The sequence below is a fragment of the Croceibacterium segetis genome (assembly GCF_011320115.1).
In the GTDB taxonomy this organism is placed as follows: domain Bacteria; phylum Pseudomonadota; class Alphaproteobacteria; order Sphingomonadales; family Sphingomonadaceae; genus Croceibacterium_B; species Croceibacterium_B segetis.
Genome location: NZ_JAANOZ010000009.1, coordinates 47,599 through 68,454 on the forward strand (window position 1 = coordinate 47,599; position 20,856 = coordinate 68,454).

Annotated in this window: 20 protein-coding genes; 10 read left to right on the forward strand and 10 right to left on the reverse strand. The window is 66.3% G+C overall.

Going from position 1 to position 20,856, the window contains the following annotated elements:
• Positions 1 to 4 precede the first annotated feature (4 nt).
• A complete protein-coding gene (locus tag G7B69_RS11360) occupies positions 5 to 1,192 on the reverse strand; it encodes a helix-turn-helix domain-containing protein (protein WP_166179300.1) in 1,188 nt (395 codons plus the stop codon).
• 116 nt (positions 1,193 to 1,308) lie between these two features.
• On the opposite strand from G7B69_RS11360, the gene G7B69_RS11365 reads away from it, so the two are divergent.
• The 3 genes from G7B69_RS11365 to G7B69_RS11375 all read left to right on the forward strand — a co-directional run bounded on the left by G7B69_RS11365 (position 1,309) and on the right by G7B69_RS11375 (position 4,787).
• Positions 1,309 to 1,953, forward strand: coding sequence for a cytochrome c (locus G7B69_RS11365; RefSeq protein WP_166179302.1), 645 nt, complete (start codon positions 1,309 to 1,311; stop codon positions 1,951 to 1,953).
• An 82-nt stretch (positions 1,954 to 2,035) separates the two neighbouring features.
• On the forward strand, positions 2,036 to 2,614 hold the full coding sequence (locus tag G7B69_RS11370; RefSeq protein ID WP_166179305.1) for a cytochrome c: 579 nt from the start codon (positions 2,036 to 2,038) through the stop codon (positions 2,612 to 2,614).
• A gap of 31 nt (positions 2,615 to 2,645) precedes the next feature.
• Complete coding sequence (locus tag G7B69_RS11375; RefSeq protein ID WP_166179307.1) at positions 2,646 to 4,787, forward strand: TonB-dependent receptor; 2,142 nt, start codon at positions 2,646 to 2,648, stop codon at positions 4,785 to 4,787.
• A 7-nt stretch (positions 4,788 to 4,794) separates the two neighbouring features.
• Here G7B69_RS11375 and G7B69_RS11380 read toward each other — a convergent pair whose 3' ends face one another.
• From G7B69_RS11380 to G7B69_RS11390, 3 genes are all read right to left on the reverse strand, one after another.
• Positions 4,795 to 5,346: a hypothetical protein gene (locus tag G7B69_RS11380; RefSeq protein WP_166179309.1), complete on the reverse strand. Its 552-nt coding sequence runs from the start codon at positions 5,344 to 5,346 to the stop codon at positions 4,795 to 4,797.
• 89 nt (positions 5,347 to 5,435) lie between these two features.
• A complete protein-coding gene (desA, locus tag G7B69_RS11385; RefSeq protein WP_166179311.1) occupies positions 5,436 to 6,869 on the reverse strand; it encodes a syringate O-demethylase in 1,434 nt (477 codons plus the stop codon).
• Positions 6,870 to 6,915: 46 nt separating this feature from the next.
• Complete coding sequence (locus G7B69_RS11390) at positions 6,916 to 7,644, reverse strand: alpha/beta fold hydrolase (protein WP_341479187.1); 729 nt, start codon at positions 7,642 to 7,644, stop codon at positions 6,916 to 6,918.
• A gap of 96 nt (positions 7,645 to 7,740) precedes the next feature.
• Here G7B69_RS11390 and G7B69_RS11395 point away from each other — a divergent pair, with 96 nt between their 5' ends.
• The gene (locus G7B69_RS11395) at positions 7,741 to 8,610 is read left to right on the forward strand and encodes a methylenetetrahydrofolate reductase (protein WP_166179313.1); all 870 of its coding nucleotides are present in this window, start codon (positions 7,741 to 7,743) and stop codon (positions 8,608 to 8,610) included.
• A 39-nt stretch (positions 8,611 to 8,649) separates the two neighbouring features.
• A complete protein-coding gene (gene folD / locus G7B69_RS11400) occupies positions 8,650 to 9,597 on the forward strand; it encodes a bifunctional methylenetetrahydrofolate dehydrogenase/methenyltetrahydrofolate cyclohydrolase FolD (protein ID WP_166179315.1) in 948 nt (315 codons plus the stop codon).
• Here folD and G7B69_RS11405 read toward each other — a convergent pair.
• Positions 9,594 to 10,499: a cation diffusion facilitator family transporter gene (locus tag G7B69_RS11405; RefSeq protein WP_166179317.1), complete on the reverse strand. Its 906-nt coding sequence runs from the start codon at positions 10,497 to 10,499 to the stop codon at positions 9,594 to 9,596. The genes folD and G7B69_RS11405 overlap by 4 nt on opposite strands.
• Before the next feature lie 103 nt (positions 10,500 to 10,602).
• Between G7B69_RS11405 and G7B69_RS11410 the strand changes: the two genes are divergently transcribed.
• From G7B69_RS11410 to G7B69_RS11420, 3 genes are read left to right on the forward strand one after another with little or no spacing between them, the layout of a single operon-like run.
• On the forward strand, positions 10,603 to 12,075 hold the full coding sequence (locus G7B69_RS11410) for a flavin-containing monooxygenase (RefSeq protein WP_166179319.1): 1,473 nt from the start codon (positions 10,603 to 10,605) through the stop codon (positions 12,073 to 12,075).
• Positions 12,076 to 12,831 (forward strand): competence/damage-inducible protein A, encoded by a 756-nt coding sequence (locus G7B69_RS11415; protein WP_166179321.1) that lies wholly within the window; start codon positions 12,076 to 12,078, stop codon positions 12,829 to 12,831.
• Positions 12,831 to 13,718 (forward strand): DUF8021 domain-containing protein, encoded by an 888-nt coding sequence (locus G7B69_RS11420; RefSeq protein ID WP_166179323.1) that lies wholly within the window; start codon positions 12,831 to 12,833, stop codon positions 13,716 to 13,718. The genes G7B69_RS11415 and G7B69_RS11420 overlap by 1 nt, the downstream gene beginning before the upstream one ends.
• Here G7B69_RS11420 and G7B69_RS11425 read toward each other — a convergent pair.
• Together G7B69_RS11425 and ligA are read right to left on the reverse strand one after the other, a co-directional pair.
• Positions 13,715 to 14,560, reverse strand: a complete 846-nt coding sequence (locus G7B69_RS11425; protein WP_166179325.1) for a class III extradiol dioxygenase subunit beta — start codon at positions 14,558 to 14,560, stop codon at positions 13,715 to 13,717. The genes G7B69_RS11420 and G7B69_RS11425 overlap by 4 nt on opposite strands.
• On the reverse strand, positions 14,560 to 14,961 hold the full coding sequence (gene ligA, locus G7B69_RS11430; RefSeq protein WP_166179327.1) for a protocatechuate 4,5-dioxygenase subunit alpha: 402 nt from the start codon (positions 14,959 to 14,961) through the stop codon (positions 14,560 to 14,562). The genes G7B69_RS11425 and ligA overlap by 1 nt, the downstream gene beginning before the upstream one ends.
• Before the next feature lie 86 nt (positions 14,962 to 15,047).
• On the opposite strand from ligA, the gene G7B69_RS11435 reads away from it, so the two are divergent.
• Positions 15,048 to 15,617: a TMEM165/GDT1 family protein gene (locus G7B69_RS11435; protein WP_166179329.1), complete on the forward strand. Its 570-nt coding sequence runs from the start codon at positions 15,048 to 15,050 to the stop codon at positions 15,615 to 15,617.
• Between the two features lie 3 nt (positions 15,618 to 15,620).
• On the opposite strand, the gene G7B69_RS11440 is transcribed toward G7B69_RS11435, so the two are convergent.
• The 3 genes from G7B69_RS11440 to G7B69_RS11450 all read right to left on the reverse strand — a co-directional run bounded on the left by G7B69_RS11440 (position 15,621) and on the right by G7B69_RS11450 (position 18,739).
• Complete coding sequence (locus G7B69_RS11440) at positions 15,621 to 16,487, reverse strand: hypothetical protein (protein ID WP_166179331.1); 867 nt, start codon at positions 16,485 to 16,487, stop codon at positions 15,621 to 15,623.
• Positions 16,477 to 17,535, reverse strand: coding sequence for an alpha/beta fold hydrolase (locus G7B69_RS11445; RefSeq protein ID WP_166179333.1), 1,059 nt, complete (start codon positions 17,533 to 17,535; stop codon positions 16,477 to 16,479). Before G7B69_RS11445 ends, G7B69_RS11440 begins: the two co-directional genes overlap by 11 nt.
• Positions 17,536 to 18,280: 745 nt before the next feature.
• Positions 18,281 to 18,739 (reverse strand): TlpA family protein disulfide reductase, encoded by a 459-nt coding sequence (locus G7B69_RS11450; RefSeq protein ID WP_166179335.1) that lies wholly within the window; start codon positions 18,737 to 18,739, stop codon positions 18,281 to 18,283.
• A 93-nt stretch (positions 18,740 to 18,832) separates the two neighbouring features.
• On the opposite strand from G7B69_RS11450, the gene G7B69_RS11455 reads away from it, so the two are divergent.
• Complete coding sequence (locus G7B69_RS11455) at positions 18,833 to 20,839, forward strand: ATP-binding protein (protein WP_166179337.1); 2,007 nt, start codon at positions 18,833 to 18,835, stop codon at positions 20,837 to 20,839.
• Positions 20,840 to 20,856: the final 17 nt, after the last annotated feature.

Sequence of the window (20,856 nt, forward strand, 5' to 3'; positions counted from 1 at the left end):
AGCCTTACGGCCGGCCGCGCGCATCGACCAGCTTCTCGCCGAGGTCGGCGCCCTGCTGGCCGGTGATCTGGTAAACCGCCTCGAACGATTTGCCGTCGGCGGCGAGCGCGGCCAGCTTGTCGGGCAGCTTGCCGGTCACCGCCAGCGGCGCCACTCCGCGCAGGCCGGTGTCGCGCTCCCCGGCCAGCACCGCCACCAGCGCGCCGCCGGGTTGGTGGAAGCGGGCGACGTAGCCGTAGTCCTGGTAATAGCGCCGCGTCGCCAGCGAGAGCGCCTCTCCGCTGGTGTAGCGGCGGCCGGATTCCATATCGACCAGCTCGTCGAAGGTCTCGCCGATGGCGAAATGGGAATCGGCGAAGTTGACGTCCTGCAGCAGGCCCATCCCGCTGAACAGCCCGACGTAGATCACGTTGTGGGTGCGGAATGCATCGCTGCTCAACTGCGAAGCCGCGATCACGCTCGCCGGCTTCTTTGCCTGGGCGAGCACGGGGGCGAGCGCGCGCAGGGCATTGGCGCTCGACACCGGAAGGTAGTTCAAGCCCATGTCCTCGCTGGCACCGTACCGTGCGGGGTTCGCCTCCTGCGCCCGCGCGAGATCGGTCGGCGAATTGATTTCGAAATCGCGGATCAGCCGGTTCCGCTCGGGATGGGTCGGATCGATCTCCCCGAAGATGTAGTAGTCGCCGACGACAACGAGGATCGGCCGGTTCGACTCGACAAACGGACGCCAGATGGCGTTGACCTCGGGCGCGCCGGCATCGCCCGCGAGGTCGCGGCCGATGAAGAACGTCACCACCAGCGCGAGCAGCGCCGCCGCCGGAACCAGCCAGCGGCGCGAGGGACGGCGCGGTAGCGGAACCGGCAGGCTCGCGTCGCCGCGTTCGAACCGCAGCGCATAGGCGCCGGCCGGGATGACCAGCCGTCCATTCCCGTCGTCGCGGTCGGCGTAGAACTGCTCGAGCCGCTTGCGCAGCCGGTGGATGTAAACCCGCGCGGTGGCGTCGTCGGCCTCGGCCTGGCGCTGGCCGAACACCGTTTCGGCAATATCCGCCTGGGTCGCCGGCTCTCCTTCGGGCCCGCGTTCGGCAAGAAAATCGAACAAGTCGCGCAAGCGCCCGGAATGCCCAAGGAGGCCGCTGTCGCGAACGCGAACGACTTCGTCGGCAAAGTTGGCCCGCGATCCCTCGTCCATGCTCGGCGCTTACCCTGTAACGTGCTGTTACGAGGGATTACCGTAATTAACTTGGCTTGGCGAGAGCAGTGGCCGACAGCGGACGAAACGGTCGGTGACCGGATGGGGAGAGTGCCTTGGATCGCGCGATTTTTCGATGCGCAACAGCGCGTAACAACGCGGCGCCGACGCGGCGCTGGCGTTCCGCCCTCTGCTGGCTAGCGGTTCCGGCGCTGCTGCTCGCCGGCTGTTCGAAGAAGTCCGAGCAGCCCTCGAAGAAGGCAACGCTTCACGAGGTCATGAAGGACGAGGTCGACCCCCGCGGCGATGACGTGTGGGCAGTCGGCAACAAGCATATGACCGAGGATGCCGGCCTCAACGGCGGCAGCATGACCGACGCGGACTGGAAGCAGCTCGCCGGCGCCGCGACCAATCTCCAGCAGGCTGCGCTCGAGCTCGCCGGGCTGCCCGACCCGATAGTCGTCGTGAAGCCCGGCACGAAGATCGCCTTCGAAGACGCCGATTGGGGCGACAGCGCGAAATCGGTGCAGCACAACGTCGACCAGGATCCGCAAGGCGTGCGCGACCTCGCCAACGCGCTCGCCCAGCACATGGCCGATCTCGCCGCGGCGGCGAACAAGCACGATGCGGCGACCGCCGGTCAGTTGATCAACGATCTCGACGGCATCTGCGAGAGCTGCCACGTCAAGTACTGGTATCCGTCGCAGCGCGGGCTGATCAATTCCATCAAGAAGAACAGCGGCGTCGACCCGTCGACCTGAGGGACGCCGGAAGCCAAGATGCCCGCCGCCCGGTTGAGGGGCGGTACGCAACGAGGAGCGGTCCTCGCCCGGAGATTGTAAGATGAGATTGCTTTGGATCGTGGTGCCGGCGCTATTGCTGACGTCCGGCTGCAAGAAGCATGAGGCGCCGCCGCAGCAGAAGACCCTGCACGAGATCATGAAGGACGAAGTCGACAAGCGCGGCGATTTTCTTTGGGATCTGACCAATCCGCATGTCGGGGGCGACGCCGGACTCGATTCCTCGACCATGAGCGACGACGATTGGAAGAAGCTCGCCTCGGCGGCGGTCGATCTGCAGCAGGCGGCGCTCGACCTTGCCTCGCTCAAGGACCCGATCGTGGTGGTGAAGCCGGGCGTGAAGATCGCCGACGAGGGCGTGCCCGGCGGCGACAGCGCGGCTTCAGTGCAAGCGAATGTCGACAAGGATCCTGAGGGCCTGCGCAACTACGCCAATTCGCTGGCGCAGGACATGGCCGATCTCGCCAAGGCCGCCAACAAGCACGATGCCGCCGCGGCCGGGCCGATCATCAACCAGCTCGATGGCGTTTGCGAGAGCTGTCATCTCGAATTCTGGTATCCGTCGCAGAAGAAGCTCGTGGACCAAATCCGCAAGGCCGGAGGCGACCCGACGCTGAAGTAATCGATTTCGCCGAATTTTCAGGACCAATTGAATGCAACCCAATGTGCTTTTGCGCACGAATAGTCGTGCCTCCTATCTCCTCGGCGTGGCGCTATGCGCCATCCATCCGGCGAGCGCTTTTGCGACCGAGGTCAAAGCAGCCGCGGAGCCGGCCACGAACGAGGCCGCCACCGACGAGGGAAGCGCGCCAGAAACAGTCGCCGACGATGGCGAGAGTGCCGACAAGACGACCAATGTATCGACAACCGGACAGCAGATCGTTGTCTACGGCCGGGGCGAGAAACGTATCGGCTCGGCGGGGGCAGCAAGCGAAGGCGGTGTAGCCGGCGCCGACATCGAGGTTCGTCCGTTGCTCCGGCCCGGCGAACTGCTCGAAGCGACTCCGGGCCTGATCGCCACCCAGCACTCAGGCGGCGGCAAGGCCAACCAGTATTTCCTCCGCGGCTTCAACCTCGACCACGGGACCGACTTCGCGCTCTACATCGACGACATGCCGATCAATTTCCGCACCCACGGCCACGGCCAAGGCTACCTCGACGTCAACGGCCTGATTCCCGAGATCGTCCAGCGAGTGGACTACAAGAAGGGCCCGTACCGCGCCGACGTCGGCGATTTCGGTTTCGTCGGTTCATCGCAGATCACCACCAAGGACAAGCTGGAGCCGTTCGCGCTCGCCGAGGTGGGCATGTACAACTACCAGCGCTTCGTCGCCGGCGGCTCCGTGCCTCTGGGCGGAGGCAGCCTCGTCCTCGCCGGGCAAGCCAAGTTCAACGACGGGCCGTGGCAGCTGCCGGAGAAGTTCCGCGGCTATTCGGGCTTTGGGAAATATTCCGTCGGGATTGGTGACGGCATGCTGCAGGCCTCGCTCAACGTCTTTTACGATAGCTGGCAGCCGACCGAGCAGATCCCCGAGCGCGCGGTCGGCACCCTGCTCAAGGATCGGTACGGCACGCTCGACCCGTTCCTCCATGGACGCACCGAGCGCGAGATCGCCACGGTCAATTACAATTCCGACAGCTGGAGAGTCACCGCCTGGGCGCAGCACTATAACTGGTACCTGTACTCCAACTTCACTTTCTTCCTGGACGACCCGGTCAACGGCGACGAGATCCGCCAGTTCGACAAGCTGTGGTCCTACGGCGGGCGGATCGAGCACACATTTACGCTCTCGGATAGGCTGACCTGGCGTTTCGGCACCGAAATGCGCAAGGACGATATCGATCCGGTCGGCTTCGATCACAGCACGAACGCCGTCGTCCGCTCAACGGACTACAACTTCAAGGTCAACGAAGGGAGCATCGGCCTCTATTCGGAAGCAGTCTGGAAACCGCTCCAGGGCCTGATGGTGATCGGCGGGCTGCGCGGCGACTGGTACGGCTTCAAAACTCGGCCGCTCGCCCCCGCCAGCTGGGGCGGCAGCGTCAACGACCACCTCGTCACTCCCAAGCTCGGCGTGAACTACGAGCTCGTCCCCGGCATTGCCCTCTATGCGAACTGGGGTCAGGGCTTCCATTCGAACGATGCGCGGGGGGTGACCAACCCGATCAGCCCCGCGCCCGGACTCGTCCGCGGCACCTTCAAGGAACTGGGCGGCCGCTTAGAGCGCGGCGGCTTCATCCTGACCGGCGTCTACTGGTGGAGCACTATCGGCAGCGAGCTGATCTACGTCGGGGATTCGGGCGCGGTCGAGCCGAGCGACCCTGGCCGCCGCCACGGTTACGAGCTGACCGGCTTCTGGAAATGGCACGACTGGCTGGCGATCGACGCGGTGTGGACCGGTGCGCATTCGCGCTACATCGGCGTGCCGGCGGGGCAGAACTTCATCCCGGGCGCGCTCGAAAGCTCCGGCGAACTCGGCGTCTCGGCGATCTTCCCCGAATGGAACGTGGCCGCGCGCCTGCGCTACCTCGGGCCCCACCCTCTGGTCGGGGACAACTCGCAACGCGGCACGCCGACCAAGCTGGTCAATCTGCGCGCCGCGTGGACGCCCACGCATTTCCACGGGATCCAAGTCTACGCCGACCTGCTCAACGTGTTCAACTCGCACGCCGACGACATCGATTACTATTACGCCACCCGTCTGCCAGGCGAACCGTCCGGGGGCGTCGAGGGGATCAACAGCCGGATCGTCGAACCCCGTCAGCTGCGCGTCGGATTCAAGAAGACCTTCTGAGCCCGCGCTAGCGCCCGACCGGAGCGCCCGGCTTCAATCTGAACGTTCCGGGCTCGATCGCCGGCGGGTCTTCGGCGGGCCTGTCGGGCGCGACGGCAGGTTCCTTCGGCGGAGCCTCGCGCGAGTAGGTCGCGGCCGCATCCCACGGTCCCAGCGGCGCCTCGGCCTTGACCCGGTCGAGCGTATAGGGCGCCAGGTCGGTGCCGACGTAGACCAGTTCGACCGCATCGGAATCGATCGGCTTGAAATCGAAGATATCGGGCACCGCTCCGGGACGGGGATCGTTGAAGCTCAGCTCGATCCCGTCGGGCGTTTCGAGTGCGGTCATCGACGGGACCTTCTTGGGCGGCCCCTTTAGGTGAGAGAAGCTGTTGCCGTTGCTGGCGAACGAGCTCGGCTTGCTCCAAGTGCCGTGCCACTTGCCGTCGGCATCCTTGGCGAGATCGAAGCGGAAGATCGCCGCTCCGCCCATTTGCAGCGCCCATGATCCTTCGAGAGTATCCGCCGCGGCGGGGGCCGGCAGCAGCAGGGCGAGCAGGAGGAGCAGTCGAGCGACCATTCGCCGGACCTACTCCAAAAATCCCGCTCGCGAAAGAAAAGGGCGGCCCCCGAAGGGACCGCCCTCGCTCCTTTCGCTCTCGCGAAAACTTAGCTGACCAGCTCGGACACGCCCTTGCCGGTCTGGCGCCAGCTGTCGGCGTAGGCGTTGCGGGCCACCGACGAGTACGGCACCGGCGAGACAATCGCCTTGATCTCGGTCTGCACGTGGGGCTCGACCGTGGGCTTCGAGGTACCGCCGTTGGGCTCGCCCCAGACGAGCGTCACTTCCTTGCCGAACTCGACGTAGGCCGGGTCGATCATCGCCAGGGACAGCATCGCGCCTTCGTTGGACGAGTAGCCGATCCAGGTCGAAACGCCGATCACCTTGCCGTCGGCACGGACTTCATCGAACGGGTGCATCGAATACACCGCGCTCGGGAACTCCATGTACTTGGCGCGATCGCCCTTGGTGTAGAGCGAGCTGGTCACGCGAAGGACATCCTCGGGATCGAGCGCCAGGGTGACCTTGGTCTTGTGCGTCTCGGTCGCCATCCGCTCGAGCGCCTCACGGCCAACGAACTCGTGGTCGAACTTGACGATGTGGCCGTAACCGATGTCCCACGGCGTGAGGTAGTAGCCCTCGACGCTGTCGGGCACGTAGCTGCCGCCGATCGAGGCCTTTCCGGCGTAGGAGTTCTCGCCGGCCCACTGGCGGAAGTCCTTCATCATCTGGCTGTCGCCGGTGTAGAACGCCGGCAGCGGCGAAGGCAGCCAGCCGGATTCGAGCGTGTTCGACGAATAGGCGCGGCCGCCGACGAGGGCGAGCCCATCGTTCTTGCCGGCTTCAACCAGTGCGCCGTGCACGGCGGCATAGTCTTCCCATGGCCCGAACAGCTCGTAGCCCGGCTGACCGGCCATGCCGTGGCGCAGCGCGATCACGTCCTTGCCGGCGATGTCGATGTGGGCCATGCTGAAGAACTTGAGGTCCGGCGGGGTCTGCCCCATCGCGATCCCGAGGATCTTCATCGCATTCGGGCCCTGCAGCTGGAAGCGATAGTTCTTGCGCTTGCCGTCGCTGCGCAACGCGGTGCGCTCGTCACGCTCGACGGTCACGTTCCACTTGCTGCCGTCCGGCTTCGGATACTGTGCGTGGAATTCGACCCACTCGATCGCCGGTGCACGGCCGACCAGGCTGAACTCGTTCTCGGCGAGGTAGAACAGGATCACATCGCCGATCACGTAGCCTTCCGGGGTCACCGGCACGTACTGCTTGGCCTTGTTGACCGCGAAGTTCTTGAAGCTGTTGATGGCGGTGTACTCGAGGAGCGCCATGGCGTCGGGCCCGCGCACGTAGAGCTCGACCATGTGGTAGCTCTGGTTGAACAGCACCGCGGTCTCGGACCAGGCGCGCTGCTCGTTGCGCCAGTTGGTGTATTCGGCGGGGACGCCGGGATAGGCGTTGGGGCCGGTCTGCTGGTTGCGCAGGAAATCGACGACGTTGCCGGCCGAATCCAGCTTCTGCTGAAGGGTCTTGTCACTCATGGGTTGTACCTCTCCTAGAGGGGGTGGGTTGGTTGAAGGTTGAATCTCACGCCGGCCGTTCGAGCCAGCAGGCGATGGCTGCATTGACCGCCTCGGGCGCTTCGAGCTGGATCATGTGTCCAGCGCCCGGGACGATCACGAGTTCCGAATTGGCGATCGCCGCGGCGATCGCTTCATGTTGAGCCGGCGGGGCCCAGGTATCGAGCTCGCCGGTCATGACCAGCGCCGGGCAAGCGATTTGCGGCAGCAGGCTTTCCATTTCCGCCCGGCCCAAGAGCGCGTGGATCTGGGCGTCGAACACGTCCTGCCCAGCTTCGATATTCATTTGCCGAAGCGGTTCGTAGATTTCCGGTTTGGCGCGGTTGGCCTCAGCCACCATCGGCGGCAACCAGGTGTCAATCAGCTTGTCGAAGCCGTGGTTCCAGCCGACCGCCTGCAACGCCTCGCGCTTGGCGGCCTCGCCGGCGCGCAGCGAATGCACTCCGGTCGAAACGAGCGCGATCCGGCGCACGCGTTCGCGAGCAAGACGGAAGACCTCGAGCGCAACTCGCCCACCCATCGAGTGGCCGAGCAGGTCAAAAGACTCGGGCGCCTGATCTAGCGCGATCCGCGCCATCTCGGCCAGCGAATCGGCTGCTCCATAACCGTCGACCGCGCGCGAATCCGGGAAGGCCGCGAGTTGCGGCGCGTAAATGCGTGCGTCGCACGCCAGCCCGGGCAGGAACAGCAACATGGCGATTGAATCGCCTCTCCCATGAATTCGCAGGTATGAAATTTTCGTCTATACGAAGAAACTCGCTTGCGCTAGGGGCTTTTCGCGAGTGGCCGGCGCGCCTAAGAGCCGCCTCGCCGAGAGAGGAGAATCCCCTATATGTCGTACGCCGCGATCCACCCGAACTGGGAGAAGCCGCGCGCCAACATGGTGGACGGCTATTCGCTGGAAATGACCGCCAAGGAGCTGGACGGCCTGCGCGAAGCGGCGCCGCTGATCCGCCCCGGCACGCAGATCGCGATCACCTTCCTGCCCGGCGAGGAGATGGAGCAGCGAGTCGTGGCGGCGGAGCTGGTCCGCGAGCTCGGCTTCGAGCCTATCGTCCATCTCTCCGCGCGCCGGCTGACTTCCGAAGCCGAGCTCGACAAGTACCTGTCCGACATCGCCGCCAGCGCTGGCGTCAAGCGCGTGTTCGTTATCGCCGGTGACCCGCCCGAGCCCGAAGGCCCATACGAGAATTCGCTGCAGATCATCGAAAGCGGCTTGCTCGAGAAGCATGGCATCGAGGTCGTCGGCGTCGGCGGCCACCCCGAAGGCCATCCGAACAACACCAAGGCCGAGCTGTGGGACTGGATGGAGCGCAAGCTCGCCGCGGTCCGCTCGCACGGCATGGTCCCGCTGGTGGTCACCCAGTTCGCCTTCGACGACGACGCGATCGTCGCCTGGGTCAAGGAAATGCGCGCGCGCGGGATCGACGTGCCAGTGCGCCTCGGCGTACCCGGACCGGCCGGGATCAAGCGCCTGCTCGGCTTCGCCAAGCGCTGCGGCGTGGGCGCCTCGGCCAACGTGATGAAGAAGTACGGCGTTTCGATCACCAACCTGATCGGCAGCGCCGGACCCGACAAGCTGGTCGCATCGCTGGACAAGGGGCTGACCCCCGACCTTGGCCGTGTGCGTTTGCACTTGTATCCCTTCGGCGCCCTGAAAGCGTCGGCGGAATGGGTTAACGAATACGACGCTAAGCACTGACACGTGAGCGCCACGCAACTCAAATTCCGGGACGAACCGATGGCCGACATCATCGACGGGCGCGCTGTCGCCAGGAAGCTCGACGCCGAGACGAAGGCGCAAGTGGACGCGATGGTCGCGGCCGGCCTGCCACGCCCGGGCCTGGCGGTGATCCTGGTCGGCAACGATCCCGCGAGCGAGGTCTACGTTGGCCGCAAGATCAAGAAGTGCGCCGAAGTCGGCATCACCAGCGTCGAGCACCGCATGCCGGCCGACAGCAGCCAGGCTGAGCTGCTGGCGCTGATCGCCACGCTCAACGAGGATCCCGCGATTCACGGCATCCTGTGCCAGGTGCCGCTGCCGACGCACATCGACACCGGACTGGTGCTGCGCGCCATCGCGCCCTCGAAGGACGTCGACGGGTTCCACCCCGTAAACGTCGGACGCCTGTCGACCGGCACCGGCGGAATTATCCCCTGCACCCCGCTCGGGGTGATGAAGCTGCTCGACACAGTGTACGACGATCTCACCGGGCTCGACGTGGTGGTGATCGGCAAGTCGAACATCGTCGGCAAGCCGATCGCGATGTTGATGCTCGAGCGCGAGGCTACCGTGACCGTGACCCACATTGAGACCAAGGACCTGCCTGACATCTGCCGCAAGGCCGACGTGATCATCGCCGCCGCCGGCGCGCCGCGGCTGGTCAAGGGCTACTGGGTCAAGCCCGGCGCGGTGATCATCGACGTCGGTATCACCCGGATGAAGACCGAGGACGGCAAGACCAAGCTGGTCGGCGACGTCGCCTTCGAGGAAGTGCAGCACGCCCGCGCGGTAACCCCGGTCCCCGGCGGCGTCGGCCCGATGACGATCTCGTGCCTGCTCGCCAACACCGTCCAGGCGGCGCGCGAGCAGCTCGAAGGCACCAGCAGCGACGGCTTCAGCATCGACTGGGACGAACTGCCCGACCGTTCGATGTTCACTGGCGAAACGAGCGAGGCTTCGGCCTAACCTCCCATCGGCCTTATGTAGACTCGCGTCACGACCGGGAATCGCGCGGCGATCGCCGTCTCGATATCGGCCACCGTCTGCTCGACGTCGCGCGCCGAGATGGTGTCCTCGAAATCGGCACTGATAATCGCCACGACCATGTCGGGCGCCTGGTGCACGGTCAGCACTTCCTTCACCGCGACGACGCCGGCGTGCCCCTCTGTGCAGTCGTGCAGCGCCTTGACGAGCTCGGGATCGGCCGCCTCGCCGATCAACAGGCCCTTGGCCTCGATCAGCAACATCACCGCCGTCGCCGCAAGGACGACACCGATGAGCACCGAGGCGATGCCGTCGAACACCGGGCTGCCGGTCAGCGCTGACAAGGCGATGCCGAGGGCGGCGATCACCAGGCCGGCAATCGCCCCGCTGTTCTCGAGCAGCACGATCAGGTTCGGCGCGTCCTTGGTGTCCCTGATCGCACGAAACACGGACTTGCGCCCGCGCGCGCTGTTGAAGGCCTTGAGCGCAGCGAGGGTCGACCAGCCTTCGAGCGCGATGGCCACGCCGAGCACGATGAACGCGATCAGCAGGTCCCCGGTGGGTTCCGGGTAAAGCAGATGCAGGATGCCCTCGTAGAGCGACACCCCGGCGCCGAGCGAGAACACCAGCATCGCCACTACGAACGACCAGAAATACAGCTCGCGGCCATAGCCGAGCGGATGCATCGGGGTGGGCGCGCGCCGGCTTCGTTTGGTGCCGTAGAGCAACAGCACCTGATTGGTCGAGTCGACCAGGCTGTGCACGCCTTCGGTGAGCATCGCCGACGACCCGGTGATTGCCGCGGCGACGAACTTGGCGACGGCAATGCCGACATTGGCCGCGAGCGCGGTGAGCAGCACCCTGGTCGATTCGTGTCCTGCCACTTGGCCTCCCTGTTTAGCCCACGCTGTTCTCGCAGAGCGCCTCGGGGGTAGCAATCGCCTGCCGTTCGATTAGTTTCGCACCCGGTTGGAGGAAGGCCCCTGCATGACCCGCGAAGCGGACCTCGATGTCGCCATCGTCGGCGCCGGCATTTCCGGCATCTCGATGGCCGCGCACCTGCAAATGATGTGCCCCGGCACCAGCTTTGCGCTGTTCGAGCGGCGCGAGGCGATAGGCGGCACCTGGGACTTGTTCCGCTATCCCGGCGTGCGCTCCGACAGCGACATGCAGACGCTCGGCTTCCGCTTCGAGCCGTGGATCCACGAGAAGGCCATCGCCGACGGCGACGCGATCCTCGAATATCTCAACCGAACGGTCCGCGAGCGCGGGATCGACAAGCACATCCGCTTCGGCACGAAGGTGGTAACCGCCGACTGGCGATCCGCCGAGGCATGGTGGCGCCTCACCGTCGAGGACGACAAGAGCTGGCACGAGGTGACCACGCGGTTCCTCTACCTCGCCTCGGGCTATTACGATTACGACGACCCGCACGACGCGCAGCTGCCGGGTCTCGGCAAATTCGGCGGGGAGGTGATCCACCCGCAGTTCTGGCCTGCCCAGCTCGACTATACCGGTAAGCAGGTCGTCGTGATCGGCTCGGGCGCGACCGCGGTCACCATCGTGCCTGCAATGGCCGAGCAGGCCGCGCACGTGACGATGCTCCAGCGCACGCCGACCTGGATGGCCTCTGGCCCGAGCCGCGACGCGACCGCGAACCGGCTGCGCAAATGGCTGCCCGAATGGCTCGCCTACTGGATCACCCGGCAGAAGAACATTCGCCTGCGCCAATACTTCTTCAAGAAGGCGCGCAGCGAACCCGACAAGGTCGCGCAGTATCTCGCCGGCAAGCTGCGCGAGGAGCTCGGCGAGAACTACAGCGCCGACTACCAGCCGCCGTATAATCCGTGGGATCAGCGACTCTGCCTGGTGCCCGACAGCGACTTCTTCGAAGCGGTCAAGGCCGGCAAGGCCTCGATCGTCACCGGGCAGATCGCAGGCTTCGACAAGGACGGCGTGCGCCTGACCAGCGGCGAGCGTCTCCCCGCCGATATCCTGATCACCGCCACCGGCCTGCGCCTGTCGCTCGGCGGCAAGGTCGCGGTCAGCATCGACGGCAAGCCCGTCGACTGGACCGAGCACTGGTTCTACCGCGGCTGCATGTTCTCCAACGTGCCCAACCTGGCGATCGTGTTCGGTTACCTCAACGCCAGCTGGACGCTGCGGGCGGACAATAATTCCGATTACGTTTGCCGCGTGCTCAACCGGATGCGCGACAAGCGCGCCGACGTGGTCGTGCCGTACCTGCCCGTCGACCACGATCTCGAGATCGTCGAGCCATTCCCGTTCTCCTCGGGCTATCTCCAGCGGGCGAAGCACATGATCCCCAAGAGCGCGCCGATCCTGCCGTGGCGGCTCAACCAGGACTACCTTGAAGACTGCCGGGACTTCCGCAAGCGCCCGGTCGATGACGGCGTGCTGCGCTTCGAGAAGCTTCCGTCCGCGACCAGGGCGGCCTGAATGAGCGAGCGCATCTGGACCGCGGCGCTGGTGGTGATCGGCGACGAGATCCTTTCCGGCCGCACGCACGACAAGAACATCGCCCAGGTGGCGAGCTGGCTGCAGGTGCAGGGCATCCGGTTGATGGAAGTGCGCGTCGTTCCCGACGTCGAGGAGCGCATCGCCGAGGCGGTCAACGCGCTGCGGTCCACTCACGATTACCTGTTCACCACCGGCGGCATCGGCCCGACGCACGACGACATCACGGTCGACGCGGTCGCCAAGGCGCTCGGCGTGCCGGTGGTCGAACACCCGGAGGCCCGCCGGATCCTCGAGGACTTCTACGCCGCCCGTGGCGGGCTCAACCCGGCGCGCCTGAGAATGGCGCGAGTGCCGCAAGGTGCGGACCTGATTCCCAACAAGATGTCCGGCGCGCCGGGCATCCGGGTGGGCAACCTGTTCATGATGGCCGGCGTCCCTGCGATCACCGCGCAGATGCTCGACGCCCTCACCGGCACGCTCGAAGGCGGCGCGCCGTTGCTCAGCGAGACGGTTGGCGGCTGGGTCCAGGAGAGCCACGTCGCCGATATCCTGCGCGAGGTCGAGACAGCCCATCCGAGTTGCCAGATCGGCAGCTACCCGTTCTTCCGCGAAGGCAGGACGGGCGCCAACTTCGTGATACGCTCGACCGATCCCGACGAACTCGAGCGCTGCGTCGATGCGCTAACGGACGCACTCCGGGAGGCGGGGCAGGACGTCACGCCGGGCGGGGTCTGATGGATCGCGGACACCTCCAGGCAGCTCTGGACAGCGTCCTCGATAAGATCGGCTCGTCCGATACTGCAGGACTCGAAGCCGCCTACACCGAGAACGGTCAACGCCTGCCCATCGGCGAAGGCCTGTGGGCGACGGCGAACAAGGTCGGGCCCTATTGCCACACCTTCCTCGACGAGGAGTCCGGCCAGGCGGCGTGCTTCGCAACTCTGACCGAAGGCGGGACGCGTTCGATCATCGGCCTGAGGGTCAAGGCCGAGCGCGGGCAGCCCGTCGAGATCGAGGCGATCGTCGCCCGGCCGCCGCTCTTCGGCGGGGTGAGCGCGTTCGGCGACGGACCCGCGGCGCTCGATGCGAGCGGCGGGCCTGACACCGCATGGTTCGGCGAAGTCCACCCTTCCGAACGAATGGGCCGCGCCGAGCTGCAACGCGTCGCCGACCTCTACTTCGCCGGGCTCGAGCGCAACGACGGGCGCGGCGAGTATCCCTTCGCCGACGACTGCGTGCGCATCGAGAACGGCTTCCGCACCACAGGCGTGCCGCCCTCGCCCGATGCCGGCAAGACGCCCTACTTCGAAGCGTTCCGGGCGATGTCCGCCAGGCAGCAGTTCGAGACCGGCTACTTCGCCTTCGTCGACCGCCTCCGCGAGCGGCGCTTTCCGGTGATCGAACCCGCCCGGGGCCTCGTCTTCTCGTTCGCCTTCTTCGACCATTCGGGCACCGTGCGCGACTACGCCCTCGCCGACGGCACCGCGGTCCACTCGCAAGTCGAGCGCCCATTCAGCTGGATGATCGCCGAGGCGTTCCGCATCGAGCGGGGCCTGATCACCCGCATCGAGGCGCTGATGACCGAGTGTCCCTATGGCATGCCTTCGGGCTGGACCGGCTAGTCCGCCACCGGCCGCAGTACCGTGTGGCCGACCGCGGTGTTCGACGCTGGCACGTGGTAGAACCGGTGCAGCTGCTCGACCTTCTCTCCCAGCGCGGCGCGCATGATCAGCCACATGATCAACTCGATGCCTTCGGACCCGGCCTCGCGCAGGAACTGCAGCCGCGTGATCGCGCGCAACTCGTCAGTCCCGTCGATCAGCTTGTCGAGGAAGGCGTTGTCGAACTCCGGGTTGATCAGCCCGGCGCGCTCGCCCTGCAATTGGTGGCTCATCCCGCCGGTGCCCCAGACCTGCACGTCGAGGTCCTCGGGATAGGCCTCGACCGCGTCGCGGATCGCCGCGCCGAGCTGCCAGCAGCGGTCGGCGGAAGGCGTCGGGAACTGGGTGACGTTGACCGCCAGCGGGATGACTCGGCACGGCCATTCCTCGACCTGTCCGAACACCAGGCTCAACGGCACGGTCAGGCCGTGGTCGACGTCCATCGCGTTCATGATCGTCAGGTCGAAATCGTCGATCACCAGCTGCTCGGCGAGGTGGCCGGCGAGGTCGGGATCGCCCATCACCGTCGGCACCGGGCGCGCGCCCCAGCCTTCGTCAGCCGGTTCGTACTCCTCGGCGAAACCGAGCGCGAAGGTCGGCACGATGTCGAGCATCATCGCGCTGGCGTGGTCGTTATAGCACAGGATCACCACGTCGGGGGTGTTGTCCTTGATCCATGTCCGCACCCACTCGTAGCCGGCGAAAACCGGCGCCCAGTATTCGTCGCCCGTTTTGCCGAGGTCGATCGCCGCGCCGATCGCGGGCACGTGGCTGGTAGCGATGCCCGCCGTGATCCGCGCCATCAGCCCTGGTCCCGCTTCGACTTCTGCCCCTCGGGCGAGCGCCCGCCGGCGCGCATCATGGCGGCATACTCGTCGGGGGTCATCCCGGTCATCGAGCCGACCGCTTTCTGCGCGCTCCAGCCGTCGGTGTTCGAGAGCTTGACGAGGAAATAGATGTTGCCGCCGAGTTCGATCAATCCGTTGAAGTCGCGCGCGAGCACGGCCTGTTTCTGCTCCTCGGTCATCCGGAAACGGTCGAGATAGGCGCGCTCGTCGGCCTTGAAGGCGTTACGATTGTCCTTGTCCATCAGCGACATGCAGAACTTGTGCAGGTGGTACGCCTGGCGGCTGCGCCGCGCGGTGAACACGGTGGTGCCGGGAATGTCCTCGAGGTCTTCGAGCGGGTAGAGGCGCTGGCGCATGGTTTGGCCTTTCTGGGTCCCGAGGGCGATGTCTACCAGCGGCGGCCGGTGTTGTCTCGCCGGGTCTTGCCCGTTAGGGCGCGGCGGTGGAAGCCTTTCTCACCTCCGCGGCGCTCGTGGCCGTCGCCGAAATCGGCGACAAGACACAGCTGCTGGCGATCGTGCTGGCGACGCGGTTCAAGCGGCCGTGGCCGATCATCGCCGGGATTTTCGTCGCCACGCTGGCGAACCACTTCCTCGCCGCGCTGGTCGGCGAGCAGGCGGCGAATTTCCTCGAAGGGACCTGGTTCCGCTATCTCGTCGCCGCCTCGTTCATCGTCATGGCCGGGTGGACGCTGATCCCCGACACCTTCGACGAGGACGGGCAAAAACCGGTCCGCTTCGGCGCCTTCCTGACCACGCTCGTCGCCTTCTTCCTCGTCGAGATGGGCGACAAGACCCAACTCGCCACGATCGCGCTGGCGGCCCGCTTCCACAGCGTCGTTCCGGTGATGGCCGGAACCACCCTCGGCATGCTGGTCGCCAACATTCCCGCGGTGCTACTCGGCCACCAGGTGATCAAGCGCGTACCGCTCAAAACCGTGCGCCTGATCGCCGCGCTGATGTTCTTCGCCATCGGCCTGTGGCTGCTGGCTCAGACCGCCGGGCTGATCTAGCCGCTACTCGCCGTAGACGTTTCCTTTCGTCGCCTCGATGCTGATCGGTCCGACCAGCGAGGCGACGATTCCCGGGCGGTCGGGGGCGTCGGTGCGGCGGGCGTCCATCCGCATCTCGTTCATCGCGATATGCGCGGTGACGTGGCGGACGAACGGGACCACGCTGCCCTCGCCCCAGTCCTGATGCTCGATGTCGAACTCGAGCGTGTCGCCGTGGATCGCGAAGTTCTCCAGAGCGCCCATCGTGTAGGGATTGTCGCATCGCCCGCAGGCGAGGCCGAACAGCTCACCGCCGTCCTGGCGGATGAGGAAATACTGCTTCTCGATCCCGACCCCGAAACCGAGCCACACGCCGACGACGTCGGCCGCGGCGAGCTGCCGCCACGGCGCCGGCTGGTGGTACGGGGCCGGCGGTCCGCCTCCTCCACCGCCCGGACCCTTCACGATCGCCACCGGCGGCGAGCCCGGCGGCAGGCGAGCTTGCGGGTAGCCACCGGGCGTCGGCCCGCGCGGGTCCTTCACCGCGACCTGGACGAAGGTCCCGCCGCCGGGCCGCGTGCCGTGGATGACCAGCCTGCCCCCGTCGAGCTTCGCTTGCGCATGGTCCTCGCCAGCCAGCGAACCGTCGGGCGCGAGGTGGCGCACGGTGAAGGCGATGCCGGTGGTCTCGTCGAAGGTGCCGACCACGCGCGCGAGCGTCGTCCCGTCGGCGCACGGGTCGCACTCGATGCCGCTGACCTTCGCGCCGTCGATGACGAATTCGTAGACCCGCGGGCCGATGGCCCAGCCGCCGCGGTAGTAATCGGCCGACTCGGCGCAGGCCGGAGCCGACACCCCCAGCGCCAGCAAGGCCATCAGGCTAACGCGCATTCCCGTTCCCCCCGTTTTCGCGCGCCTCGCGCACGATTTGCTCGATCGCGTCGATCACCACCCGCGGCTTGGTGGCGTGGATGTAGTGCCCGGTGCCCGGGACCCGCGCGTTGACCCCGCGCGTCGAGAGCGCCGCGAGCTCGTCGTGGCCCTGGTTCCACGCCGCTTCCTCCGCCGCGATCTCGCCTCGCGCCGTCGGCGGAAAGTCGAGCGGCGGCTGGAACTCGGTGCGGGTCAGCACCATCATCGGCATCGCGCCGTAGTTGCGCCGCGGATTGACCGTGACCTTTGAATCCCGCTCGAGCAGTTGCGGCGAACCGAAGAACATCATCGTGTCCCACGCCGCGAGGAGTTGCTCCTTGCTCGCGCCGGCGATCCGCCGGTCGAGCGCGGCGGCCAGCTCGGGCGGATAGCTCGGCGGCCACTGCGGGTGGAAGCACCCGTCGGGGTCGGGCCCTCCCGGCCGCAGAGTGCCGGCCTTCACCCCGGCCGCACAATGGCTGAACTGTTCGGTCAGCGGGTTGGGTAGCGAAAGCATGTAGCTCGCCTGCGCCGGCGCCGCCCTGGCGATGGCAGTGAGCTGGTCGGGAAACGCCGGATCGACCAGCACCATCCCGGCGACCTGCCCCGGTTCGCGGTCGGCGAAGAGCAGGCTCTCGTAGCCGCCGAGCGAATGGCCGACGAGCACGTAAGGCCCGGCGATCCCGCCGGCCTCGAGCGCCGCCTGCAGGTCGCCGACCGTCTCGTCGACCGCCTGCGGCCTGGGCGGCGGATCGCTGAAGCCGAACCCCGGCCGGTCCCACGCGCACACCCGCGTCGTCTTCGCGAGCTCCGGCTGGACCTTGCTCCAGGTCAGGCTCCAGTCGCCCGCGCCAGCGGTGAGGATCACCGTCGGGCCGCCCTGCCCCATGCAGACCATGTGCAGCGCGCGCCCGTCGGGCAGGCGAACGGCGTCCGTGGCGTCGGCATACGGGACCAGCGAGGGGTCGGGGCTGGCGGGCAGCGGCTGCTGGGCGAGCGCGGGAGCGAAGGGGGCGGCCGCGGCCAACACAGCCGCCGAGGCGATCGCCCAGGGCCGCGCCTCGCTGCTCCCCCTTCGTCTCTCCGCCACCGCGTTTCCCACCGCCTGCTTATTTCACCGGCGGGCCGGGAGCGGAAGGGCCGTCGTGCGCTTGCCCGTCGGGGTTACAGATCGGCGATTTTCGATTCGCGAAACCTGCCTCTGGCCGCAGTGCCTCGCGCCGCCGCCGCGACCTGCTTCCCGAATGCCTGAGTAGGTGCAAAAGCTCGGAATTCCGCGCTTCTCGCACGCACCCGGCGAACTTTCCGCGCTGCAGGACCGCCCGCCAGCGGCCGTCCACGAGGCGCTTGAGGAGCTCGTGATCTGTGACCTTTGCGGGTGACAGTGTCGCCCGTCTGTCGCCCGGCCCCGCTGCGGTGTCACCCGCCGCCCGGCCACCGCCAGCGCCGCGTCCCACGCCCGCGCGAACTCTTCCGCGCCGGGCTTGCGCCGCAAGCGATAAGCCGTCTCCCGCGCCATCCCGACCCGCGCCGCGGCGGCGGAGACCGATCCGGTCTCCGCCAGCACCCCGATGAACTCCGCCTGCCGCAACGCCGTCCACCCATCGGCGCGGCGCTTGAGCGGGACGGGGGTGAAGGCGGGAAGGCTTTTGGGTGGGGTGCGGGGAGAGTCGGGCATGTGTGGAACATAGGCAGAACATAGGCGTGTAGGAAAGGGGTTTTTGGTGCCTTCGAGCCACGCTTCCATCAGCGGGCCGAGTTGCCGGTCCGGCTCAGTCCGTTCGATTTGCCGCGCTCGTTGAAAGTGCCTGCCTCTCGGCGCCGCAACTAGCGAGCAGCTCCGCGATCCCCTCCTTGCTCAAGCTTTCGCGCAGCGTTCCGCAGGCCGTACCGTCCTCGCGCAGCATGACGACAAGCGGCAGACCCGAATTTCCGCGACCAAATCGCACCAACATCTCGCGCGCCTTCGCCAGGGAAACCTGCGTGACACCCAATCGCGCTGCTTCAGGCGGCAAGCGTGCCGCACGATCGGTCCAGGCCAGCACCAGTCGATTGGGCGCGGCAGCGTTGGCGAGCACGGGGAGCTCACGCAATTCAGCGACACAGGGAGCGCACCAATCCGCTCCGATCAAGATGATCATGCGTGCCGGCGCAGCCAAACCGTCGGCGGATGCATCGACCGGCATGGCCAGGAGCACCATCGCACTCGCCAAGGTTGACTTGCGCCGCATTATGTTACCCACCGAAACCGAAATCAGTTTGGAATTCCTCGGTAGTTAAAGCAACAACTGTCGAATTCGAAGCGGGCACTTCGGGGGAATGCCGTGATTCTAGCGCTCATCCTTGCTCTTGCGACCGCGAGCTCTGCCGCCGGCGCGACGCCAACCGAGGCGCCGGCCGCACAAACCGCTAACACGCTTCAACAGAAATTCGACGCGGCGACCCAAGCTGCCGTGAAGCGCGACTGCGACGAGGCGGTCAAACTTTTCGAAGCTCTCGAGCAAGGCGGAGGGGTCAGGCCGGGCAGCCTGCCGGCAGCGGCGATCGCCGTCAGGAAAGGCCAGTGCCTGATTGCACTCCGTCGCCGCGATGAGGGGAAGGAATCGATACTCAAAGGCCTTCCGGTTATCGAGGCCGCCGGCGCGAACTTCGTCAGCGACGTCTACGACGCGCAAAAGGCGCTCGGCGACGCAGCGTTCGCCGACTATGACTATGGCACCGCGCGAGCGCGCTATGAGGCGGCGCTCGCGCTGGTGGAGGGCCTCAACCGGCTGCCTGCCTTGGCCGCACTGTCGAAGAGCACCGCGTTCGACGGGACGAGCGCGCCGCTCGATTACGCGGCTGAAGGCCTGCGCATCATTGATGCGCAACCCATGCCAGACAAGGCCCTGCGCACCGCATTCCTCACCATCCATGCCCGCGCTCTCCTTAACCAGGGTCAAGCCGGCCAAGCCTACGATGAACTGAAAGAGGCGCTGAAGCTGTCGGGTGGGCTAACCGACAAGATCACGATTACCGAGGCGACGATGCGCTCCGATCTCGCCCAGGCGGCTCTGCTCGATGGCCAACGTGACGCGGCGTATCGCTATCTTGCCTACACAGGCGCCGGACGGATCGCCGAATCTCCCTTCGCCATGGCACAAAACATGGATGTGCCCGTGTGCGGGAGCGAGACCGGCCTGCAGCCCGACGACGACGCAGTGGTCGAGTTTTCGATCGGTCCCGATGGTTCGGTGTTCGGCGCGCAGACCGTCTACACGCGCGGCGGACCCGAGGTGGCCGCGGCTTTCGCCAAGTCGGTGCGGGAATGGTATTGGGATCCTGACCAGCTGGCGAAAATCCCGCCGTTCTACCTCCTCGCGACCCGCGTCGAACTGCGGTGCACGCGCGCCGGGGCCGACATTCCGGGAATAACCTCACCTCTCGCGGAACGCTTCTACAGCTGGGCAGCCGGGCAGATCGCCGTCCCTGCGAGCCCCGGCCAGGACATCGCGGTGGCGAGGAAGCTGCGCCAAATGCTCGCTTCTCCAGACGCCAAGGCTAACCCGGCTCGCTATGTCGCGATGGCGGGAGTGCTGAGCCAGGCCGACAGTCGCGCCGATGCCGAGACCGCGTCGTTGCTCGCCGATGCCTTGGCCACGGCCAGGAAAGCATCGTTGCCCACGGAGGTAATCGATGCCTTGCAAGTCTTTCAGGCCCTGTCGGACAGCCCCTGGACCAAGGACAAGGTCTCGCCCAAGCGCGACTTGCCGATCTTTGCGCGATCCTTGTTCCAACTGGCTGCCTCGCCGGGTCTATCGCAAGATGCGATCGCGGCCGGCACCCTTCGCCTGTCGGGAGCGAACCTGGCTCACTGGCTCGATAATCCGTCCGAAGTCACGGCCCAACTGGAGCTCGTGGCCGGCGATTCGCGCCTCAGTGAGCACCATCCCATGCGCCAGGCAGCCAATCTTCGCCTCGCCGATCTTGCCGCAGAGGCAGGCCAGACCGAAACGGCGCGGAGTTTCTTTGAGCGAACCGGCCTCACCGAGGAGCAATGTTCGCTGCTTGGCGTCAAGCCGGCCCTGACCAAGTCTCACGCCTCGTCCAGCGACTATCCCACAAAAGCTCTGATGTACGGGTTCGAAGGTTGGACCAAGGTCGAGTATGACGTGAAGGCCAATGGCACCACCGTGGGCGGACGCACGCTGATGGCTTATCCGCCTTTCGTATTCAGTGATGGCGCCTCGGCCATGACCAAGGATTTCGTCTTCGATAAGAGTTATCGCCCGGGGGACAGCGTTGCGTGCACCGCAGATCGGCAAAGCATCAATTTCCGGATCCCCCGCTAGCGCACGTTCCGCGTCGC